Source organism: Flavobacterium sp. LAR06 (genome assembly GCF_041946075.1).
Lineage (GTDB): Bacteria > Bacteroidota > Bacteroidia > Flavobacteriales > Flavobacteriaceae > Flavobacterium.
This window is the reverse complement of sequence record NZ_JAUTYT010000004.1, coordinates 76,926-94,340: the sequence shown is the minus strand read 5'-3', so window position 1 is coordinate 94,340 and position 17,415 is coordinate 76,926. Positions and strand designations below refer to the sequence as shown.

Genomic DNA, 17,415 nt, shown 5'->3' with positions numbered 1-17,415 from the left:
ATGTTTTTTAAATGAGTTTTTATATATAAATTTATATCATAGACAAACACAGCGGTCATCCAACATTAAAAAGTAATATTTATAAAAGTTGTCAAATCTTTAAATCATAAAAAATGGTCGCTTTTTAAGTTACCAACAAAACGGAGAACTATTACGTTGTAGTTTGGTTTTTTTGATTAGAAGTTAAAATGACTTTCTTTTGAGTTTTAAAAATTACATTAAATTTAGAAAATGGTTTTTTAGAAGAAGTAATTTATTAAAGCTCAAAAAAAAGATCATATTATAAATAAGAGTATGATAAATAAAAAAATTATAGTTGCAGGAATGGCTGTAACCGTGCTGTTTTCGGCATGTAAAACAAAAGATTTGAAAATGAATACGTCTAAAGAAGAAATTCCTACAGAGAAGAAAATTGTAGTGTATCAGGTTTTTACACGCTTATTTGGAAATAAAAAGACAACGAACAAACCCTGGGGAACCATTGAAGAAAATGGAGTCGGAAAGTTTAATGATTTTACAGATACTGCACTTCATGAAATCAAAGATTTAGGAGTCACCTATATTTGGTACACCGGCGTTCCTCACCATGCATTGGTTAGGGATTATACCGCTTATGGAATTTCAAATGATGATCCTGAAGTAGTAAAAGGTCGTGCAGGGTCACCTTACGCGGTTAAAGATTATTATAATGTAAATCCTGATTTAGCTGTAAATCCTGCAAATCGATTACAGGAATTTGAAGCATTAATTGCTCGTACACACAAGGCAGGTTTGAAGCTTATTATTGATATTGTACCCAATCATATTGCACGAAAGTATGAAGGGAAAAGTAATCCGGAAGGGGTGAAGGATTTTGGGGCTGATGATGATGTAAATGTGGAGTATAAAATAGATAATAATTTCTACTACATACCAAAAGAACATTTTCAAATCCCGGATGGAGATGTCCCTTTAAATGGTGAAAAGAATCCATTAGTTGATGGTGTCTTTGATGAGAATCCTGCAAAATGGACAGGTAATGGTTCCAGAAAAGTGAAGCCGGACCAAAATGATTGGTACGAAACTGTAAAAGTCAACTATGGAATTCGTCCGGATGGTTCGAAAGACTTTCCTGAACTTCCGGCTGGATTTGATCAAAAATCTTATCAGGAACATTTTGCTTTTTGGCAGGATAAAGATGTGCCTGATTCATGGAAAAAGTTTAAATCTATTGCTTTGTACTGGACAGCAAAAGGGGTTGACGGTTTTCGTTATGATATGGCCGAAATGGTTCCATACGAGTTCTGGAGTTATATGAATTCCGCTATTAAGATGAAAAATCCAAATGTGTTTTTGTTGGCAGAAGTTTACAATCCAAATGAATATCGTAATTATATTCGTTTAGGAAAGATGGATTATTTATATGATAAAGTAGAAACTTACGATAAGTTGAAAGATATCATAAAAGGAAAATCATCACCAGACGGTTTATCAGATATTCAAAAGGGAATGTCAGATATTGAGCATCATATGCTTCATTTTTTGGATAATCATGATGAACAACGTTTAGCAAGTCCTGAATTTGCAGGGTCTCCTGAGTGTGGAAAACCTTTGATGGTTGTTTCAACTACAATAAGTACGTCACCAACAATGGTTTATTTTGGTCAGGAAGTAGGAGAGGCCGGAAATGAAAATGCAGGTTTCGGAACACATTCCAGAACTTCTATTTTTGATTATATAGGAGTGCCAAATCACCAACGCTGGATGAATGAAGGAAAATTTGACGGAGGACAACTTTCTGACTCAGAGAAAAATTTACGTGATTTTTACAAACGATTGCTGAATTTTTCAATTAATAGTTCAGCTTTGATGGGGAGTTTTCAGGAAATTCAATCTCTAAATCGTCAGAACAATGCAGGTTATGACGACTCTATTTATTCTTATGTGCGTTGGTCCGGAAAACAAAAACTAATTGTTGTTGTGAACTTTTCTTCTGAAAAAACAAGTGAATTTGAATTAAAAGTTCCTTTTGATATTATTTCAAAATGGAATTTAAAAGAAGGAGAATATCAATTGAGAGATCAGTTGTATCAAAAGAGTTCAGTACAGTTAAAAGTGAATAATGGAGAAGGAACTGCAAAAGTAAAAATTGGGCCCTCAGAGTCGTTTATTTATGAGTTGAAATAAGATTTGTTTGAGAGCAGATATAAAAAAAGCTGATACATTGTATCAGCTTTTTTGTTTTATACTTTTTTGACTTTCTTTAAAGCCTCTTTATAATTTTCGTTTACCTTTTCCCAGTTAACATGTTTATAAAAAGCATCAATATAAGTTCCTTTTCTATTTTGATAATCTAGATAATAAGCATGTTCCCATAAATCAATCCCCATTATTGGAGTTCCCAGAATCAAGGCATTTTTCATTAATGGATTATCCTGATCTCCTGTAAGGGTTACTTGAAGTTTTCCATATCTGTCAACAACTAACCAAACCCATCCTGAACCAAATTGTTTGGTGGCCATAGCTTTAAATTGGTTAGTTAAGTTATTAAAAGAACCAAATTCTTTATTTATAGAACCAGCTAAAGTATCTTTTGGAGTTTGTTCTTTTGGTGTCAAAAGATTAAAATACATGGTATGATTGTAATATCCTCCCGCATTTTGACGAAGCTTAGCATTACTAAGATCCATTTTTTTTAGAATATCTTCAATTGGCATGTTTTCAAATTCAGTCGAAACAATTTCTTTGTTTAAATTATTTGTATACGTTAAATAATGTTTCGAATAATGTGTTTCTAAAGTTAGAGAACGAATGTCAGGCGCCAATCCATCATAAGGAAAAGTCAATTTCGTAAGTTCAAATGAACCCGGGTCTGCTTTTACTTCTTCAGGTGTTCCAATTGTTATTTTCTCTTCTTTTGTTGGTAGAGGAACTTCAACAACTTCGGTTAATTTATTACTATCATTACAAGAAAATAATACGAAGAATGAAGTTAAAATGCCAAAGCGAATAAAATTTTTCTTCATAATGTAATTTATTTTGATGTTAAAGAATTTATGATTTCAATGTAATTTTCCTTTGCTTCGTCAATGGATATATGACTAATTTGCATCCATGCATTTGTTTTAAATGCATCACGTAAATCAAAGTTCTCAGATTGGTTGTATACTGCTGTGCCAAAAGTAGCCTGTTTATAATAAGCATACAGTCTTAGCTGCACATCTTGTGGCAGTGAGGACTGAGTCATTTTTAAAGCAGTTTCTACAGCCTCTGAGAAACGAGTATCTAAATCTTTTTTGGTCATTTATGCTTTTGTAGCGATAATGGTTTTTCCACCAATTGCTTTTTGATTCAATTCTACATTAATTTGGGTACCTAAAGGTAAAAATAAATCTACTCTTGAACCAAATTTTATGAAACCTGCATCAGTACCCTGAACAACCTGCATTCCTTCTTGTGCATAGTTTACAATTCTACGCGCTAAGGCACCGGCAATTTGTCTGTATAGTATCTGACCAAAGGTTTCGTTTTCAATAACAACAGTGGTTCTTTCGTTTTCTTCACTTGCTTTTGGATGCCATGCAACCAAAAATTTACCCGGATGATATTTACTGAATTTGATAATTCCGTCCATAGCATAACGCGTAACATGTACGTTTATTGGTGACATAAAAATAGAAACCTGTAAACGTTTGTCTTTAAAAAATTCACCTTCATAAACTTCTTCGATAACCACAACTTTCCCATCAACCGGAGCAAGAATGTGATCGCTGTTTCTGATTGCGATTCTTTTTGGATTTCTGAAAAATTGCAGAATAATAATCAATACAGCTAATCCAGCTATTTGAACTAAAATTCTTAACCAGCTAATATCAATGAATTTGTCAGCAATTAAAAGTACAGCAACTGCAAAAACAGTACCTAATAAAATGGATGGGCCTCCCTCTTTATGAAACATAGTATAAAATTTGATAAAATAAAAATATAATTGGTGCTACAAATATAACACTATCTAGTCGATCTAAGATGCCTCCATGGCCTGGCATTATGGAACCGCTGTCCTTTACTCCGGCAATTCTTTTAAATTTTGATTCAATCAAATCTCCAATGGTGCCAAAAATACTTACAATTAAAGCGATAATCGTCCAGATTAGAATTGATTTACTACTAAATTCAGGTTTTGGCTGGATATATAATTTCGAAATTAAAAATCCTGCAAAAGCAGCAAAAACGACTCCGCCAATAAAACCTTCAATAGTTTTTTTAGGAGAAACGCGTTCAAATAATTTATGTTTTCCCATCGATTTTCCAACAAGATAAGCAAAAGTATCATTGGTCCAGATTAAGATGAATAAACCAAGAATAATTTTTGGATTATAATCATTGGTACCAAAAGAAATTTTAATAATAAATATAAATGGTAATACAATATATCCTAATAAATACAAATATTTTGAAGATGTACTGACACTCTGTATATTGTCATAAAACAAAAACAAAATGCATTTTATAGCGATTACTAATGTTACAGCCAGCAACACAAGATCTAATTGCTGGATATTAGTATTTAAAATTAAGTTTGTATTGAATGTAGTGTTTAAATACGAAGTAGTCTCTTTGTTGTAATGACTGACTAACAGAATTGAACTGTATAACAGAATTCCAAAAAGAATAGAAAAGATTTTGCTAAGATTTACTAAACTGCAAAACTCGTAAATTGTAATTATTAAGAAAAGACCAAAAAGGATGATAAAGCTTTCAGTTGAAAACAAAATTGCAGTTAATAATAAAGCGATATAAACAGCACCAGAAATGGTTCTCTTGAGTGTTTCGTTCATCTTAAAGGTCCTCTAAAAGCAGTAAATAAAGATTTTTTGCAACGCTTCCGTATTGTGTAAAATCTTCCTCTTTTGCTTTTTCGAAATATTTTATTGTAGTAATATTGGTAGGGTAGTCTCTTTCGTATTTTCGTTTAATAGCGCTCAATCCATCACTTTTCATTGGTAAGATCTGACTGGTAGTGGCTATGATAACGATATTTGCCGGCAATTCATTTGGTTTGTCCTGTCTGATTTGTTTAGATGAAAACAAAATCGAACCTTCATCGGCTATAAGGTTTTCACAAGAAGCTAATAAAAATTTAGGAGCTCTTGGGGAAATATAAATGAGTTTGTTCTCTTCTAACAAATGAAAAAGACCTGGTTCATAACATAAAACTTCGTTTTCGAACCAATCGTTTTCTTCTAAAATGTTTTCAAATTGTTCTGCAACTTCTTGTTTGTTTTCACAATACAAAAATTTACCACCATTTTTCTTGAAATTGAAAATGAATTGCTCGTCAATAGATAAATGACTGTTCGGAATTGGATTTCCTCCTCCATATTCGCTTTCATGTTCTTCGTCAGATGCGGCGTCGCTAGAACCAAATATTTTTTTGAAAAAATTCATTTTATATGAAATACTTTACATGTTAATTGAAAACGTTCAAAGATAAAAAAATCTTAATTCAAAAGGCTATTTTGAATTAAGATTTTAAAAAATATTACATATTTCTGAATAATTTACGAAACCACTTCTTCCAGATTTTTGTCAAAAGTACGTTTTCCGAAAATTGTTTCTAAGTCATCTTTAAAAATAACTTCTTTTTCTATTAGTATATCAGCAAGCTGATTTAACTTGTCTTTGTTCTCTTCTAAGATTTGAATTGCTCTTTGGTATTGACCTTCAATTAATTCCGAAATTTCTTTGTCAATAACTTTTGCAGTTTCATCAGAATACGGTTTAGAGAAGTTGTATTCACTTTGTCCGCTTGAGTCATAATAAGTAACGTTTCCGATTTTTTCATTCAAACCGTAAATTGTTACCATAGCACGAGCCTGACGTGTAACTTTTTCTAAATCGCTTAATGCACCAGTTGAAATTCTGTCAAAAGTTACTTTTTCAGCAGCTCTTCCGCCCATAGTAGCACACATTTCGTCTAACATTTGATCTGTTCTAACGATTTGTCTTTCTTCTGGTAAATACCATGCAGCTCCTAAACTTTGTCCACGAGGAACAATTGTTACTTTAATAAGTGGTGCAGCATGCTCTAACATCCAGCTTACAGTAGCGTGTCCAGCTTCGTGAATTGCGATTGCTCTTTTTTCTTCCGGAGTAATAATTTTGTTTTTCTTTTCAAGACCACCAATGATTCTGTCAACAGCATCAAGGAAATCTTGTCTATCAACTGCAGTTTTGTTGTTACGTGCAGCAATTAAGGCAGCTTCGTTACAAACGTTTGCAATATCAGCACCAGAGAATCCTGGGGTTTGTTTTGCTAAGAAATCTAAATCAAGACCTTCGATTTTTTTGATAGGCGCTAAGTGAACTTTAAAGATTTCAGCTCTTTCGCGAATGTCTGGTAAGTCAACAAAAATTTGTCTGTCAAAACGCCCAGCACGCATTAAAGCTTTGTCAAGAACATCAGCTCTGTTGGTTGCAGCCAAAACGATTACGTTAGAGTTTGTACCAAAGCCATCCATTTCTGTCAATAATTGGTTCAAAGTATTTTCTCTTTCATCATTTCCTCCTGACATATTGCTTTTTCCTCTTGCTCTACCAACGGCATCGATCTCATCGATGAAAATGATAGCGGGAGATTTTTCCTTAGCTTGTTTGAATAAGTCACGAACACGTGAAGCACCAACTCCTACGAACATCTCCACGAAGTCAGAACCTGATAAAGAGAAGAAAGGTACCTGTGCTTCGCCGGCAACAGCTTTCGCTAATAAAGTTTTACCAGTTCCCGGAGGTCCTACAAGTAAAGCTCCTTTTGGAATTTTACCTCCAAGGTTTGTATATTTTTCAGGGTTTTTCAGGAATTCTACAATTTCTTGTATTTCTTCTTTCGCACCTTCTAAACCTGCAACATCTTTAAATGTTGTTTTGATATCTGTTTTTTCATCAAATAATTTAGCTTTCGATTTTCCAATGTTGAAAATTTGCCCGCCACCGCCACCAGCGCCGCCTGACATTTTACGCATAATGAAAATCCATACACCAATAATGATGATGATTGGAAGCAGACTGATTAAAATGTCGCTCCAATTGTTTTTCTGCAAGAAATTAAAATCTTTTAGTTTGCCTTCGCCAACCGCTTTTTCAAGTTTAGTTTGAAAAATCTGGTCGTTACCAATTTCTAAAGTGTAGTGTGGACCTTTGTTTACTCTATCAAACATGTCCTTTGCTACCTTTTTATTAGCTGCATCTTTAAGAGCAGCGGCAGTTAAATAAACTTCTGCTTCAGCTTTATTATAAACGATCACTTTTTCAATTTGACCTTTTTCTAATAAAACATTGAATTTAGAAGAAGTTAATTGAGCAGGTTCGCTTAAGTTAGATCCTCCGGTTGCAAAACTTATAAATAAAAAAACTAGAAGTATTGCGGTATATATTAACCAGGGACTTATTTTAAATTTACTCGGATTTGGATTATTATCTTTAGCCATTAGAAAAAATTTTCTTTAGTATTTGTTTTCGATTGTAGTTATTTTGGCGTCACCCCAAAGGCTTTCGATATTATAGTATTCACGAATGTGTTTTTGGAAAACATGTACCACGATGTGCACATAATCCATAAGAACCCATTCCGCGTTATCGGTTCCTTCTACATGCCACGGTTTATCTTTTAAATCTTTAGATACTGTTTTTTGGATTGAGTTTACAATGGCGTTAACTTGAGTGTTAGAGCTTCCGTTGCAAATGACAAAATAGTCACAAACAGCCGTGTCTATTTCTCTTAAGTCAAGAATATCAATATCATTTCCTTTTACTTCTTCAATTCCCTTTATTATGTTCGCCAGTAGAACATCATTATTAATAGTCTTTTTCGCCATGAATTATTTTATATGAATTTGTAAAGTTACCAAAATTTGTGATTATTTTTGAACCTTAACAAAATATTAAATTAAGTTATTTAAATTACTTGAATGAAACTAATCAAACTCGATGCCATAGATTCGACAAACGACTTTCTTAAGGCATTATCAAGCCAGGACGAACTTTATAATTTTACTGTGGTAACAGCTGAAAATCAGACAAAAGGCAAGGGGCAAATGGGGTCGAAATGGGAGTCGGAATCAGGTAAAAACTTAATTATGAGCGCCTTGGTCAAGGATTTTCTGTATGATTATGAACAGGTATTTAATTTGAGTCTAATCGTTTCCCTGTCCGTAATTGAGGCTTTAAAATCATTAAATATTCCTGATTTAAGTATAAAATGGCCTAACGACATTATGTCATACAATAAAAAGATTGGTGGCATACTAATCGAAAATACCATCAAAAGCGATGGCAGGATCGTGTCAGTAGTTGGATTAGGACTAAATGTAAATCAAACAAATTTTGACGAATTACCAAATGCTTCTTCTTTGGCAGTCATTTCGGGTCATGCTTTTGATAAAGAAATATTACCGGCTTTAATTATTGAAAAAATACAGCAGAAAATAGAATCCTGGGAATCAAATACAGCTATTTTCTGGAAAGAATATTTTAATACGCTATTCAGAAAAGGCGTTCCAATGCCCTTTAAAAATCTAAATCCTGAAGCAGGCGGGCAAAACTTCATGGGAATAATTCAAGGCGTTTCTTCAGTCGGAAAAATTCAAATTTTACTTGAAGATGATTCTGTTTCAGAGTTTGATATTAAGGAAGTTCAAATGCTTTATTAAGAGGTTCAAAGGTGCAGAGTTACAAAGGTTCAGAGGTTCAGAGGTTTTAAAACTGTGTACCTTAGTGCCTTCGTGGCAGATTACACTTGACTAGATTTTCTTTTTTTTGGCGCTATTTTTCTGTTCCAGTAAACGATATAGATTGTTCCTACAACAGAAGGCATCATCCAGGAAATTAAATTACCAATTCCCATTCCGGCGACAATAAAAGCGGTGATGGAAGCTATTAATGCGCCAACCATTTTTCCAATGTGTTTGGAAAGCCACTTTTTCCTGAATTCAGAAGCATTCCTGAAAAACATAAAATCTTTTGTAGTCATGTAAAGTCCAAATCCGCCGAAGAAAATAAATAATATACCATTTTCAATTGAGTTTAACTGACAGTATAGGCCGATAGAAACCATTATTACAGAAAAGAACAACATACTTCCAGAAATTAATTTATCCATAAAATCGGCTTTTAATTTGTGTTTGAAAGAAGAAGTCCTGTTTCCTGAGATGACAAGATAAATGGTATATAACCCAATCAGAAATAAAAATATATTTTGATGACCGGGAAGCCCGCAAATTTGGAGAGAAATTAAACAGCTTGTAATCATTCCGATAGAGAATAATTTTCCCATTTTTTTATGTAGTGCACTTCCTTTTTTTACCAAAACACTTCCAATTCCGGTCATTAAACCGATTCCTCCAAAAAAAGCGTGAATGTAAATTAAAATCTTAATCGTTGTTTCCATTTTGGTTTGTGTTAGTTTTATGGATCAAACTTCGATTAATTATTTTTTCTGCTATAATTTATAATTCCCAATTGGGGTTTTTTGAGGATGAATTGTTTTTTTTGAAGGTTCAAAGGCTCATAGCAACAAAGGCTCAGAGGTTTGTTTATGGAAGTGATAAAGTGTAAAAAAAAACTTTGTTTCTTAGTGCCTTCGTGGCAACAAAAAAAAGCCCAATCATAAGATCAGGCTTTTAAAGTTTTATGCAAATAGCGAATTAACAACTAATAATTTATAATTAACAATTACAATTTAGTCATATTGTTGGCTAAAGTTTCAATGAATTTGCTAATTGGTCCTTTGATCATCATCGCCATCATGGCGTTGAATTCTCCTTCAAACAAAAGTTGTACTTCACTTGATGAATCTGAAATGCTATCAATGTTTGAAACCAAAGTAAAAGGAAGTTTGTCGCTTGCAGCTCCCAAAACAATTTTGTTTGGCGCTACTTTTTCCTTCATTTTTAGTTTTATTTCCGGCATACCTTTCAATCCAAAAATAAAAGCATCTTCGCCGATCACTTCAAATTTAGCGATATTATCCGGCATTAATTTTTCAAAATTCTTAACATCAGTCAATTGATCAAACAGATCTTGAGCTGATTTCTGAACAGTAACTTTTGGACTTTCTAAGTTCATATTTTATTTTTTATTTTTTTTAACCGCAAAGGGTGCAAAGGTTCTTTTATATTGTAAATTTATTATAAACACAAAGTTCGCAAAGCTAGATCTAATCTAAAAGCTAAAATTAATCCTGTCCCCAAGTTGATGGAATTGCGTTCCATTCTTGTAAAGTAGATTGTTGCTCTTCTGTAATATATTGTTTTTGAACTGCTAGCTCCAATAAATTTTCGTAGTTGCTTAGCGTGTACAAGTCAATATTTGCGCTTTTAAAGTTTTCTTCGGCAACACCGAAGCCGTAGGTAAAAATCGCTGCCATCCCTTTAATATTAGCACCTTCATTACGTAAAGCTTCAACAGCCATCAAACTGCTGTTTCCGGTGCTGATTAAATCTTCAACGACAACTACATTTTGTCCTTTCTGTAAAAAACCTTCAACCTGGTTTTGTCTTCCGTGTTTTTTAGCTTCCGGGCGCACGTATACGAATGGTAATCCAAGGCTTTCAGCAACAAGAATTCCAATTCCAATAGCTCCAGTGGCAACACCGGCAATAACATCTGGCTTTCCAAATTGTTTTTCAATGTTTTTCGCAAATTCATCACGAACATAATTTCGGATGATCGGAAATGAAAGAATTAACCTATTATCACAATAAATAGGCGATTTCCATCCAGAAGCCCATGTAAAAGGATTTTCTGGATTCAATTTAATTGCATTTATTTGCAAAAGCAATTCGGCTGTTTTTTCGGCAGTATCTTTATTAAAAATCATAATACAAATGTATAAAGTTTTTGTGAACGACAAACCACTTTTTTTGACAAATGAAATCTCAAGAGAGACTAATTTTCAATTGTTCTTGTTGGAGAGTATTGATATTGAGCAGCTTATAGTGAAAATTTTTCAAAATAAAATTCAAAAGGCTTACTTATATCATCCCGACGAAAGAGAGATTATGAAGACTCTCAAAGCTAAAATCCCTGTTAGTAAAGCAGGTGGAGGCTTTGTGTACAATAAAAATGGAGAAGTTTTATTCATTTTCAGAAACGGAAAATGGGATTTGCCAAAGGGCGGCATCGAAAAAGGCGAGGAAATTGAAAACACTGCCATGCGTGAAGTAGAGGAGGAAACCGGCGTAGGTAAACTCCGAATCACCAATAAACTCCAAAAAACCTATCACGTTTTTAAACGTAACGGAAAATACAAACTTAAAATTACGCATTGGTTCGAGATGTTTTCTGATTTTGAAGGAACACCGCAAGGTCAAATCGAAGAAGGTATAGAGAAAGTGGCCTGGTTAAATCCCGAACAAATCAAAGAAGCTTTGAAGAACTCTTATGAAAACATTAAATTACTTTTTGAAGAAGAGAGTAAGATTTCTGTTGAAGAGTAGGATAGAGGCAAGATGTAAGAAGCAAGAGGCAAGATAAGACTTTATTGCAACGCTTGGAGGCAGAATATTAGTTGTTTAGTAAATCTAAATTTTTATTTGTATTTTCGTACATATAGATTAACTAACTAATAGATATTGTTATGTCATTTCAAGGATATTTAAAAACAATTAAAGAAAAGACTGGTAATGGTCCTGCTGAATTCAGGGCTTTGGCAGAACAAAAAAGCTTCACACAAGATGGAAAACTCAAAACCGATGTGAAAGCTGGAGCTATCGTTACTTGGCTTAAAGAAGATTTTGACTTAGGTCAGGGACATGCAATGGCAATTTATGCTTTGCTTAAAGGTATAAAAGACGAGAATAGTCAGTAATTAATTCAATTTATTATTTATCGGATATAATTAGGGCGTGCCACCATCCCGATAAGTGGGCAAATTACTTTGCTTATATACGCCCACTTATCGGGATGCTGTCGGGCTATCCACGCTACTTCGGTAGCTAGCTTCTATCCCTCACGCAAACTCATTTTCAAAAGCGCGTTTTACTTTCCATATTAATTTTTTTTCTCCATTTATTCAAAGCTAGAGAAGATAAAAAGCCACATAAAACGAGTAGAATTAAAAACAAACTTCTTAAAGGTCTTTCATTAAATGCTGAAAATGGTAAAATGCTAGTGATGATCAAAAGAAAAAATCCGATCCAATAATTATTTCGTTTAAAAAAATCAAAATAAAAATTAAACGCAAGAATGCAGAGCATAAAAATAATTCCGGTTAAAAAAACAGTCAATCCAAATCCAACTGATCTATGTTGTATTGGATAGAAGTAATTCAGACTTTGATGAATAATTGCTACAACAATAATTTGAATTGCTGAAATTATTATTGGGCTTAGTACTTTTTTAATCATTTTTAATCCTTTGGTTTACAGATATTTTTACGAACATCTTTGCGATCTTAGAGTTTTTTCAATAGGCTAAAAAAATTAAAGCAATCGATAAACCGGATACTGCATATGCGCTTTTTCATAATGCACAGAGTTTTTATAAATCCAATTTAATTGCGCTTCGGAGCTTTTTGCAAATTCACGATCGTTTTGTTTTTTGGTTTCTAATTCAGATTTTAATTGTGGATTATCTTTTAGCAATTTCGCCGCCGTATCTTCAAAAATATATTCTGAGTAATGCTCTTTTTGCTGTAGAATTGGATCAAAGAAATTCCAGTTAAAGAACGAATCAACACCTTCCGGTTCAAAAGCTTCTACTAAATATTTTACGCCTTTCTGTTTTGTTGAAACAAGATAGTCACCTTTGGCAAAAGTCATTTTTACATTTTTAGAAGTTATTTTTGTATTGTAGTGTAAATAATGCCCTTCGTATGCGTTAGTGAACGTTTTGAAATCCGAAATTTTATAACTTTCCACTTCAATAATCGTATCATTTTTAAGTTGTGTATACGAGATGTTATTGTTCTTCAAAAGCTCAATAATATTCCAATAACCACGCGGAATGATATAAGCAGACGGAATAACAACGTCTTTTAGTGATTTGAATTCTTTTATATAAGGTACATCTTTTTTATACGGTTTGCTACGATCATAATACAAACGATCTCCTGTTGTAGCGTCACTTTTTTTGTATCCGGCTTCATAACCTAAAAACGAAAAAGTCGTCGCTTTTGTGCTGTCCAGTTCCCATTTTAAAGTGTATGCTTTTTTAGGCTGATATTGCTCAAGGTTTTTTGCACGTAATTCTTTTATTTTTTGATAATTGGCATCGGTAAAATCCAGAGTCGATTTCATGTATTCATAAGTCATTTTCACGCGCTCTGCATATTTTTTCAGCATATGTGTTTCAACCACAAATCCAATAGTGTTAAACAAAGAAGTATAACCCGTTGTATATCTAGGACTGTCAACAAACTGTCCAAAACCTTTGTCCGGCGTATCTTTAAATGAATCAACATAAGGTGTCGTTTCGATTTTCTTTTGCTGTAAATCTTTCACCAAAGCCGGCATCATTACATCGTTCATATAATCGCCCAAAACAGTTCCTAATTTATTATGTTGTGTCATAATATAGGTTAGTTTGTATTGATAATCAGAGCCATTACTCACATGATTGTCAATAAAAACATCTGCATTTATTTTTTGGAATATCTCGACAAAACTCTTTGTATTTCGTGTATCTGATTTCATTAAATCACGATTCAAATCATAGTTTCGGGCATTTCCTCTAAAACCATAAACTTCCGGTCCGTCCTGATTAGCACGTGTTGTAGAATTTCGGTTTAAAGCACCGCCAATATTATAAACCGGAATACAAACTAAAACCGTGTTTTTAGGTGCTTTCATTTTACCAGTAACTAAATCTCTGTAGAATTGCATAGTCGCATCGATTCCGTCAGGCTCTCCAGCGTGGATTCCATTATTAATAAAAAGTACTGCTTTATTTTTTTGTATTTTATTAAAATCAAATTCCTTGTCAGGATTAAAAGTTACCATGTGCAACGGTTCTCCCGAATCTGTCAATCCCATTTCTTTAATCTGAATGGTTGGAAAATCGGTGGCTAAAAGCTTGAAATACTTAATTATTTCCTCATATGAGGCGGATTGATTTCCGTTTCCTTTCTCAAAAAAAGTATCGTATTTTTTATTGTTTTGAGTGAAAGCTGTTATTGTGAAAAGTGAAATGAAAATGGTAAAAAGTTTCATGAATTTGGGTTTTTAATAGAAATCAAATATAGGAATTTTGATTTGTTTAAAAGGTTTCAGGTTTCAAGTTTCAGGTTGAAATGAGGATAGATTCACTTTGGCATTTTACCGCAAAGAACGCAAAGTTTTTTATTTGACAAGTTTTACAAAATACAAAGTTCGGAGAGCCTTTCTGAATATAACTTTGCGACTTCGCGTCTTTGCGAGATTAAAAAAGAAAAACTTTGTGAACTTTGCGTAAACCTTTGCGAACTTTGCGGTTAAATTTTTTGAACTTTTTTTACCTACTTTTGCAAAATGAATAAAAAACACCATTCCAACAACATACTTTCGAATTTAGGAATTGAGAGCCTAAACGAAATGCAAGAAGTTGCTCAAGACGCAATTTTAAACGATAACAATGTTTTACTGCTTTCTCCAACAGGGTCAGGAAAAACATTGGCTTTTTTGCTTCCAGTTTTAGAATTATTACAGCCTGAAATTCTTTCAGTGCAATGTTTAATTCTTGTGCCATCGCGCGAATTAGGTTTACAAATTGAGCAGGTTTGGAAAAAAATGGGAACGCAATACAAAGTAAACATTTGTTATGGTGGACATTCCATAGATACTGAAATCAAAAATTTAAGCAATCCACCAGCGGTTTTAATTGGAACTCCGGGAAGAATTGCCGATCATATCGACAGAGATACTTTTCGCACAGATAAAATCCAGACTTTAATTTTAGATGAATTTGATAAATCATTGCAATTGGGTTTCCATGAGCAAATGTCCTATATCATTGGAAAGTTAACAAAACTGAACAAACGGGTTTTGGTTTCGGCTACTTCAGATATCGAGATTCCTAGATATACAAGAGTGGTTAATCCAACGGTTTTAGATTTTATTCCGGAAGAAGAAGAAAAAGCAAACCTTTCTATGAAGATGGTGGTTTCGCCAGTAAAAGATAAATTAGAGAGTTTATTCAATTTGATTTGTTCGTTAAAATCACAATCGGCTATTATATTTTGTAATCACCGTGATGCTGCAGAACGTATTAGTGATACGTTAAACGAAAAAGGAATCTATGCTACCTATTATCATGGCGGAATGGATCAGGATGAGCGTGAGCGCGCTTTGATTCAGTTTAGAAACGGAAGTATGAGTTATTTAATCACAACCGATTTAGCGGCACGTGGATTAGATATCCCTGAAATGAAACACGTAATACATTATCATTTACCTTTAAAAGAAGACGAATTTACGCATCGTAACGGTCGTACCGCACGTATGCAGGCTTCCGGAACGGCTTACATTATCATCCACGAAAGTGAAAAGAAACTGGATTATATCGACTACGGAATGGAAGTTCTAAAAGTTGAGAATACGACAACATTGCCAAAGCCACCAGAATATCAAACGATCTACATCAGTGGAGGAAAGAAAACAAAACTGAATAAAATTGATATTGTTGGTTTCTTTTCTCAAAAAGGAAAATTGGAAAAAGGTGATTTAGGATTGATTGAAGTAAAAGATTTTATTTCGTTTGCGGCGGTGCGTTACAATAAAGTAAAAGATTTGTTGAAAAACATCAAAGATGAAAAAATGAAAGGCAAGAAATTTAAAATTGAGGTTGCCAGAAAAGTGGTGAAGAAGGAAGAGGAAAGGTAAGGTTTTTTGTTTCTGGTGTCTCGTTTCAGCTTTTTTTGAGGTTAAAGGGACATAAAATTGAAAACCTACGCATGGATTTTTAGTCATTTTTGTAGTAAAATTTTTTCTTTTTTCAAGCTTTTTGAGGTCTGTAAAATCGGGATTTTAAGTTGTTTTCTATGGTCTTTTACATGTTTGTGTCTTGATTAATTTGTTGATTTTCAATATTTTAATTTGTTGTTTTCACTGACGAAAATTGATTTTAAACAAAAATCTTAATCTTTTGTTAATAAATTAACCGGTAACGCTTTATTTTATCATAATTTCTGCGTTTATTGTACTAGTAAATAATAAACCCCAAATTAATTATGAAAAGAATTATTACGATTGCCGTTTTATTGTTGAGTGTTGCCTCTTTCGCACAAATTAAAGTTCTTGAAACTGTTCCTGTTGAGAAATTAGGAAAAGTAAACAACAACTACATTCAAAAAATCGGAGATGAATACACTGTATACTACACAAGTATTCAGAACGACGATGAAGAAGGTTCATCCTTGAGAAAATTTACGTTTAAAAACGTTAATAACGATTACGCGAGTCTTTACAATATTATCATGAATGGTTTTGGTGCAAGCCCATTATATGATATTAAATTAGAATTGCCAAACAATTATATTTGGTTGCATTACACAGGAAGTGTTACTCCTGAGAAAGCTACAGTGCAGTTTATGGTTTCAAGCAAAGAAGCTTCTTCAGCAACAAGCAATGTTTCTGAACCATTCGTAAAAGATCAGATTAATAAATTATTCCAAAAATAATTTACAAAAAAAACATAAAATTAAAAAAGGCTATTCACATTTGAATAGCCTTTTTTATTTAGTTTCAGGTTTCAAGTTTTTTAGTTTGCTTCGCCAATTCGACTAAAGTCTCGTGTCAAGTTGTAAACCTTTGAACCTTTGGTACTCTGAACCTTTGGACCTTAAAAAAATTATATTTTCTTCACATACTGTGTAATAATAACAATTTGCTGTCCGTCTACTTTTCCTTCAATATATTCAGCGTTTTCATGGTCTAAACGGATGTTTCTAACTGCGGTTCCTTGTTTGGCAACCATGCTTGAACCTTTTACTTTTAAATCTTTAATTAAAACTACAGAATCACCGTGTTCTAAAATAACTCCGTTGCTGTCACGGTGAACCAGTTTATTTTCGTCATCTTCGCCTTCGCCAGTTGCTTGTGCCCAGGCTAAAGTATCTTCGTCTAAATACATCATGTCTAGCAATTCCTGTGGCCATCCTGCGGCGCGCATACGGCTTAACATTCTCCATGCTACTACTTGGACGGCAACATTCTCGTTCCACATGCTGTCATTCAAACATCTCCAATGATTTAAATCAACATTATCCGGATTTTCAATTTGGTCAATACAAGTACTACAAGCTAATATACTTTCATCAAGTCCGCCTTTTTTCGTTGGCAATACCTGATATACTTTTAAATTTTCTTCGGCGCCACAAAGTTCACATTTAGATCCACTTCGTTTGTTCAATTCTCTTTCGATGCTCATTATTTCTGTTTGTTTTAAAGATGCGAAATTACTTAT

The 17,415-nt window shown here is 33.4% G+C and carries 19 protein-coding genes; 6 read left to right on the top strand and 13 right to left on the bottom strand.

Annotated features, from left to right (window positions below; all coding sequences use genetic code 11):
* Nucleotides 1-294: 294 nt before the first annotated feature.
* Complete coding sequence (locus Q7C23_RS07255) at nucleotides 295-2,166, top strand: alpha-amylase family glycosyl hydrolase (RefSeq protein WP_375031879.1); 1,872 nt, start codon at nucleotides 295-297, stop codon at nucleotides 2,164-2,166.
* A 56-nt stretch (nucleotides 2,167-2,222) separates the two neighbouring features.
* On the opposite strand, the gene Q7C23_RS07250 is transcribed toward Q7C23_RS07255, so the two are convergent.
* From Q7C23_RS07250 to rsfS, 7 genes are all read right to left on the bottom strand, one after another.
* On the bottom strand, nucleotides 2,223-3,005 hold the full coding sequence (locus Q7C23_RS07250) for a superoxide dismutase (RefSeq protein WP_375031878.1): 783 nt from the start codon (nucleotides 3,003-3,005) through the stop codon (nucleotides 2,223-2,225).
* 8 nt (nucleotides 3,006-3,013) lie between these two features.
* Nucleotides 3,014-3,283 (bottom strand): acyl-CoA-binding protein, encoded by a 270-nt coding sequence (locus Q7C23_RS07245; RefSeq protein ID WP_194655616.1) that lies wholly within the window; start codon nucleotides 3,281-3,283, stop codon nucleotides 3,014-3,016.
* The gene (locus Q7C23_RS07240; RefSeq protein WP_375031877.1) at nucleotides 3,284-3,937 is read right to left on the bottom strand and encodes a phosphatidylserine decarboxylase family protein; all 654 of its coding nucleotides are present in this window, start codon (nucleotides 3,935-3,937) and stop codon (nucleotides 3,284-3,286) included.
* Complete coding sequence (locus tag Q7C23_RS07235) at nucleotides 3,927-4,817, bottom strand: phosphatidate cytidylyltransferase (RefSeq protein WP_375031876.1); 891 nt, start codon at nucleotides 4,815-4,817, stop codon at nucleotides 3,927-3,929. Before Q7C23_RS07235 ends, Q7C23_RS07240 begins: the two co-directional genes overlap by 11 nt.
* A 1-nt stretch (nucleotide 4,818) precedes the next feature.
* Nucleotides 4,819-5,427, bottom strand: coding sequence for a lactate utilization protein B/C (locus tag Q7C23_RS07230; protein WP_375031875.1), 609 nt, complete (start codon nucleotides 5,425-5,427; stop codon nucleotides 4,819-4,821).
* A gap of 113 nt (nucleotides 5,428-5,540) precedes the next feature.
* Nucleotides 5,541-7,466, bottom strand: a complete 1,926-nt coding sequence (gene ftsH / locus Q7C23_RS07225; RefSeq protein ID WP_072971201.1) for an ATP-dependent zinc metalloprotease FtsH — start codon at nucleotides 7,464-7,466, stop codon at nucleotides 5,541-5,543.
* 15 nt (nucleotides 7,467-7,481) lie between these two features.
* The gene (gene rsfS / locus Q7C23_RS07220) at nucleotides 7,482-7,853 is read right to left on the bottom strand and encodes a ribosome silencing factor (RefSeq protein ID WP_007809313.1); all 372 of its coding nucleotides are present in this window, start codon (nucleotides 7,851-7,853) and stop codon (nucleotides 7,482-7,484) included.
* A 93-nt stretch (nucleotides 7,854-7,946) separates the two neighbouring features.
* On the opposite strand from rsfS, the gene Q7C23_RS07215 reads away from it, so the two are divergent.
* A complete protein-coding gene (locus tag Q7C23_RS07215) occupies nucleotides 7,947-8,687 on the top strand; it encodes a biotin--[acetyl-CoA-carboxylase] ligase (protein ID WP_375031874.1) in 741 nt (246 codons plus the stop codon).
* 80 nt (nucleotides 8,688-8,767) lie between these two features.
* Here Q7C23_RS07215 and Q7C23_RS07210 read toward each other — a convergent pair whose 3' ends face one another.
* The 3 genes from Q7C23_RS07210 to pyrE all read right to left on the bottom strand — a co-directional run bounded on the left by Q7C23_RS07210 (nucleotide 8,768) and on the right by pyrE (nucleotide 10,855).
* Nucleotides 8,768-9,424: a hypothetical protein gene (locus tag Q7C23_RS07210; RefSeq protein ID WP_375031873.1), complete on the bottom strand. Its 657-nt coding sequence runs from the start codon at nucleotides 9,422-9,424 to the stop codon at nucleotides 8,768-8,770.
* 284 nt (nucleotides 9,425-9,708) lie between these two features.
* Nucleotides 9,709-10,101 (bottom strand): SRPBCC family protein, encoded by a 393-nt coding sequence (locus Q7C23_RS07205; RefSeq protein ID WP_375031872.1) that lies wholly within the window; start codon nucleotides 10,099-10,101, stop codon nucleotides 9,709-9,711.
* Nucleotides 10,102-10,210: 109 nt separating this feature from the next.
* Complete coding sequence (gene pyrE, locus Q7C23_RS07200) at nucleotides 10,211-10,855, bottom strand: orotate phosphoribosyltransferase (protein ID WP_026982211.1); 645 nt, start codon at nucleotides 10,853-10,855, stop codon at nucleotides 10,211-10,213.
* 7 nt (nucleotides 10,856-10,862) lie between these two features.
* On the opposite strand from pyrE, the gene Q7C23_RS07195 reads away from it, so the two are divergent.
* Complete coding sequence (locus Q7C23_RS07195) at nucleotides 10,863-11,474, top strand: NUDIX hydrolase (RefSeq protein ID WP_375031871.1); 612 nt, start codon at nucleotides 10,863-10,865, stop codon at nucleotides 11,472-11,474.
* Between the two features lie 140 nt (nucleotides 11,475-11,614).
* Entirely contained in the window at nucleotides 11,615-11,845 is a 231-nt protein-coding gene (locus tag Q7C23_RS07190; protein ID WP_375031870.1) for a DUF4287 domain-containing protein, read from the top strand.
* A gap of 157 nt (nucleotides 11,846-12,002) precedes the next feature.
* On the opposite strand, the gene Q7C23_RS07185 is transcribed toward Q7C23_RS07190, so the two are convergent.
* Entirely contained in the window at nucleotides 12,003-12,383 is a 381-nt protein-coding gene (locus Q7C23_RS07185; RefSeq protein WP_375031869.1) for a hypothetical protein, read from the bottom strand.
* A 75-nt stretch (nucleotides 12,384-12,458) separates the two neighbouring features.
* Nucleotides 12,459-14,186 (bottom strand): M14 family metallopeptidase, encoded by a 1,728-nt coding sequence (locus Q7C23_RS07180; protein ID WP_375031868.1) that lies wholly within the window; start codon nucleotides 14,184-14,186, stop codon nucleotides 12,459-12,461.
* A 297-nt stretch (nucleotides 14,187-14,483) separates the two neighbouring features.
* Between Q7C23_RS07180 and Q7C23_RS07175 the strand changes: the two genes are divergently transcribed.
* Both Q7C23_RS07175 and Q7C23_RS07170 read left to right on the top strand, forming a co-directional pair.
* On the top strand, nucleotides 14,484-15,833 hold the full coding sequence (locus Q7C23_RS07175; RefSeq protein WP_375031867.1) for a DEAD/DEAH box helicase: 1,350 nt from the start codon (nucleotides 14,484-14,486) through the stop codon (nucleotides 15,831-15,833).
* Nucleotides 15,834-16,180: 347 nt separating this feature from the next.
* Nucleotides 16,181-16,630, top strand: a complete 450-nt coding sequence (locus Q7C23_RS07170) for a hypothetical protein (protein WP_194655626.1) — start codon at nucleotides 16,181-16,183, stop codon at nucleotides 16,628-16,630.
* A gap of 170 nt (nucleotides 16,631-16,800) precedes the next feature.
* On the opposite strand, the gene Q7C23_RS07165 is transcribed toward Q7C23_RS07170, so the two are convergent.
* Nucleotides 16,801-17,379, bottom strand: a complete 579-nt coding sequence (locus tag Q7C23_RS07165) for a PhnA domain-containing protein (RefSeq protein WP_310295860.1) — start codon at nucleotides 17,377-17,379, stop codon at nucleotides 16,801-16,803.
* Between the last annotated feature and the right edge of the window lie 36 nt (nucleotides 17,380-17,415).

Excerpts from the sequence above, each read along its gene's own strand:
- Q7C23_RS07255 (WP_375031879.1), top strand. The coding sequence starts at position 295 with ATGATAAATAAAAAAATTATAGTTGCAGGAATGGCTGTAACCGTGCTG.
- Q7C23_RS07250 (WP_375031878.1), bottom strand. The coding sequence starts at position 3,005 with ATGAAGAAAAATTTTATTCGCTTTGGCATTTTAACTTCATTCTTCGTA.
- Q7C23_RS07245 (WP_194655616.1), bottom strand. The coding sequence starts at position 3,283 with ATGACCAAAAAAGATTTAGATACTCGTTTCTCAGAGGCTGTAGAAACT.
- Q7C23_RS07240 (WP_375031877.1), bottom strand. The coding sequence starts at position 3,937 with ATGTTTCATAAAGAGGGAGGCCCATCCATTTTATTAGGTACTGTTTTT.
- Q7C23_RS07235 (WP_375031876.1), bottom strand. The coding sequence starts at position 4,817 with ATGAACGAAACACTCAAGAGAACCATTTCTGGTGCTGTTTATATCGCT.
- Q7C23_RS07230 (WP_375031875.1), bottom strand. The coding sequence starts at position 5,427 with ATGAATTTTTTCAAAAAAATATTTGGTTCTAGCGACGCCGCATCTGAC.
- ftsH (WP_072971201.1), bottom strand. The coding sequence starts at position 7,466 with ATGGCTAAAGATAATAATCCAAATCCGAGTAAATTTAAAATAAGTCCC.
- rsfS (WP_007809313.1), bottom strand. The coding sequence starts at position 7,853 with ATGGCGAAAAAGACTATTAATAATGATGTTCTACTGGCGAACATAATA.
- Q7C23_RS07215 (WP_375031874.1), top strand. The coding sequence starts at position 7,947 with ATGAAACTAATCAAACTCGATGCCATAGATTCGACAAACGACTTTCTT.
- Q7C23_RS07210 (WP_375031873.1), bottom strand. The coding sequence starts at position 9,424 with ATGGAAACAACGATTAAGATTTTAATTTACATTCACGCTTTTTTTGGA.
- Q7C23_RS07205 (WP_375031872.1), bottom strand. The coding sequence starts at position 10,101 with ATGAACTTAGAAAGTCCAAAAGTTACTGTTCAGAAATCAGCTCAAGAT.
- pyrE (WP_026982211.1), bottom strand. The coding sequence starts at position 10,855 with ATGATTTTTAATAAAGATACTGCCGAAAAAACAGCCGAATTGCTTTTG.
- Q7C23_RS07195 (WP_375031871.1), top strand. The coding sequence starts at position 10,863 with ATGTATAAAGTTTTTGTGAACGACAAACCACTTTTTTTGACAAATGAA.
- Q7C23_RS07190 (WP_375031870.1), top strand. The coding sequence starts at position 11,615 with ATGTCATTTCAAGGATATTTAAAAACAATTAAAGAAAAGACTGGTAAT.
- Q7C23_RS07185 (WP_375031869.1), bottom strand. The coding sequence starts at position 12,383 with ATGATTAAAAAAGTACTAAGCCCAATAATAATTTCAGCAATTCAAATT.
- Q7C23_RS07180 (WP_375031868.1), bottom strand. The coding sequence starts at position 14,186 with ATGAAACTTTTTACCATTTTCATTTCACTTTTCACAATAACAGCTTTC.
- Q7C23_RS07175 (WP_375031867.1), top strand. The coding sequence starts at position 14,484 with ATGAATAAAAAACACCATTCCAACAACATACTTTCGAATTTAGGAATT.
- Q7C23_RS07170 (WP_194655626.1), top strand. The coding sequence starts at position 16,181 with ATGAAAAGAATTATTACGATTGCCGTTTTATTGTTGAGTGTTGCCTCT.
- Q7C23_RS07165 (WP_310295860.1), bottom strand. The coding sequence starts at position 17,379 with ATGAGCATCGAAAGAGAATTGAACAAACGAAGTGGATCTAAATGTGAA.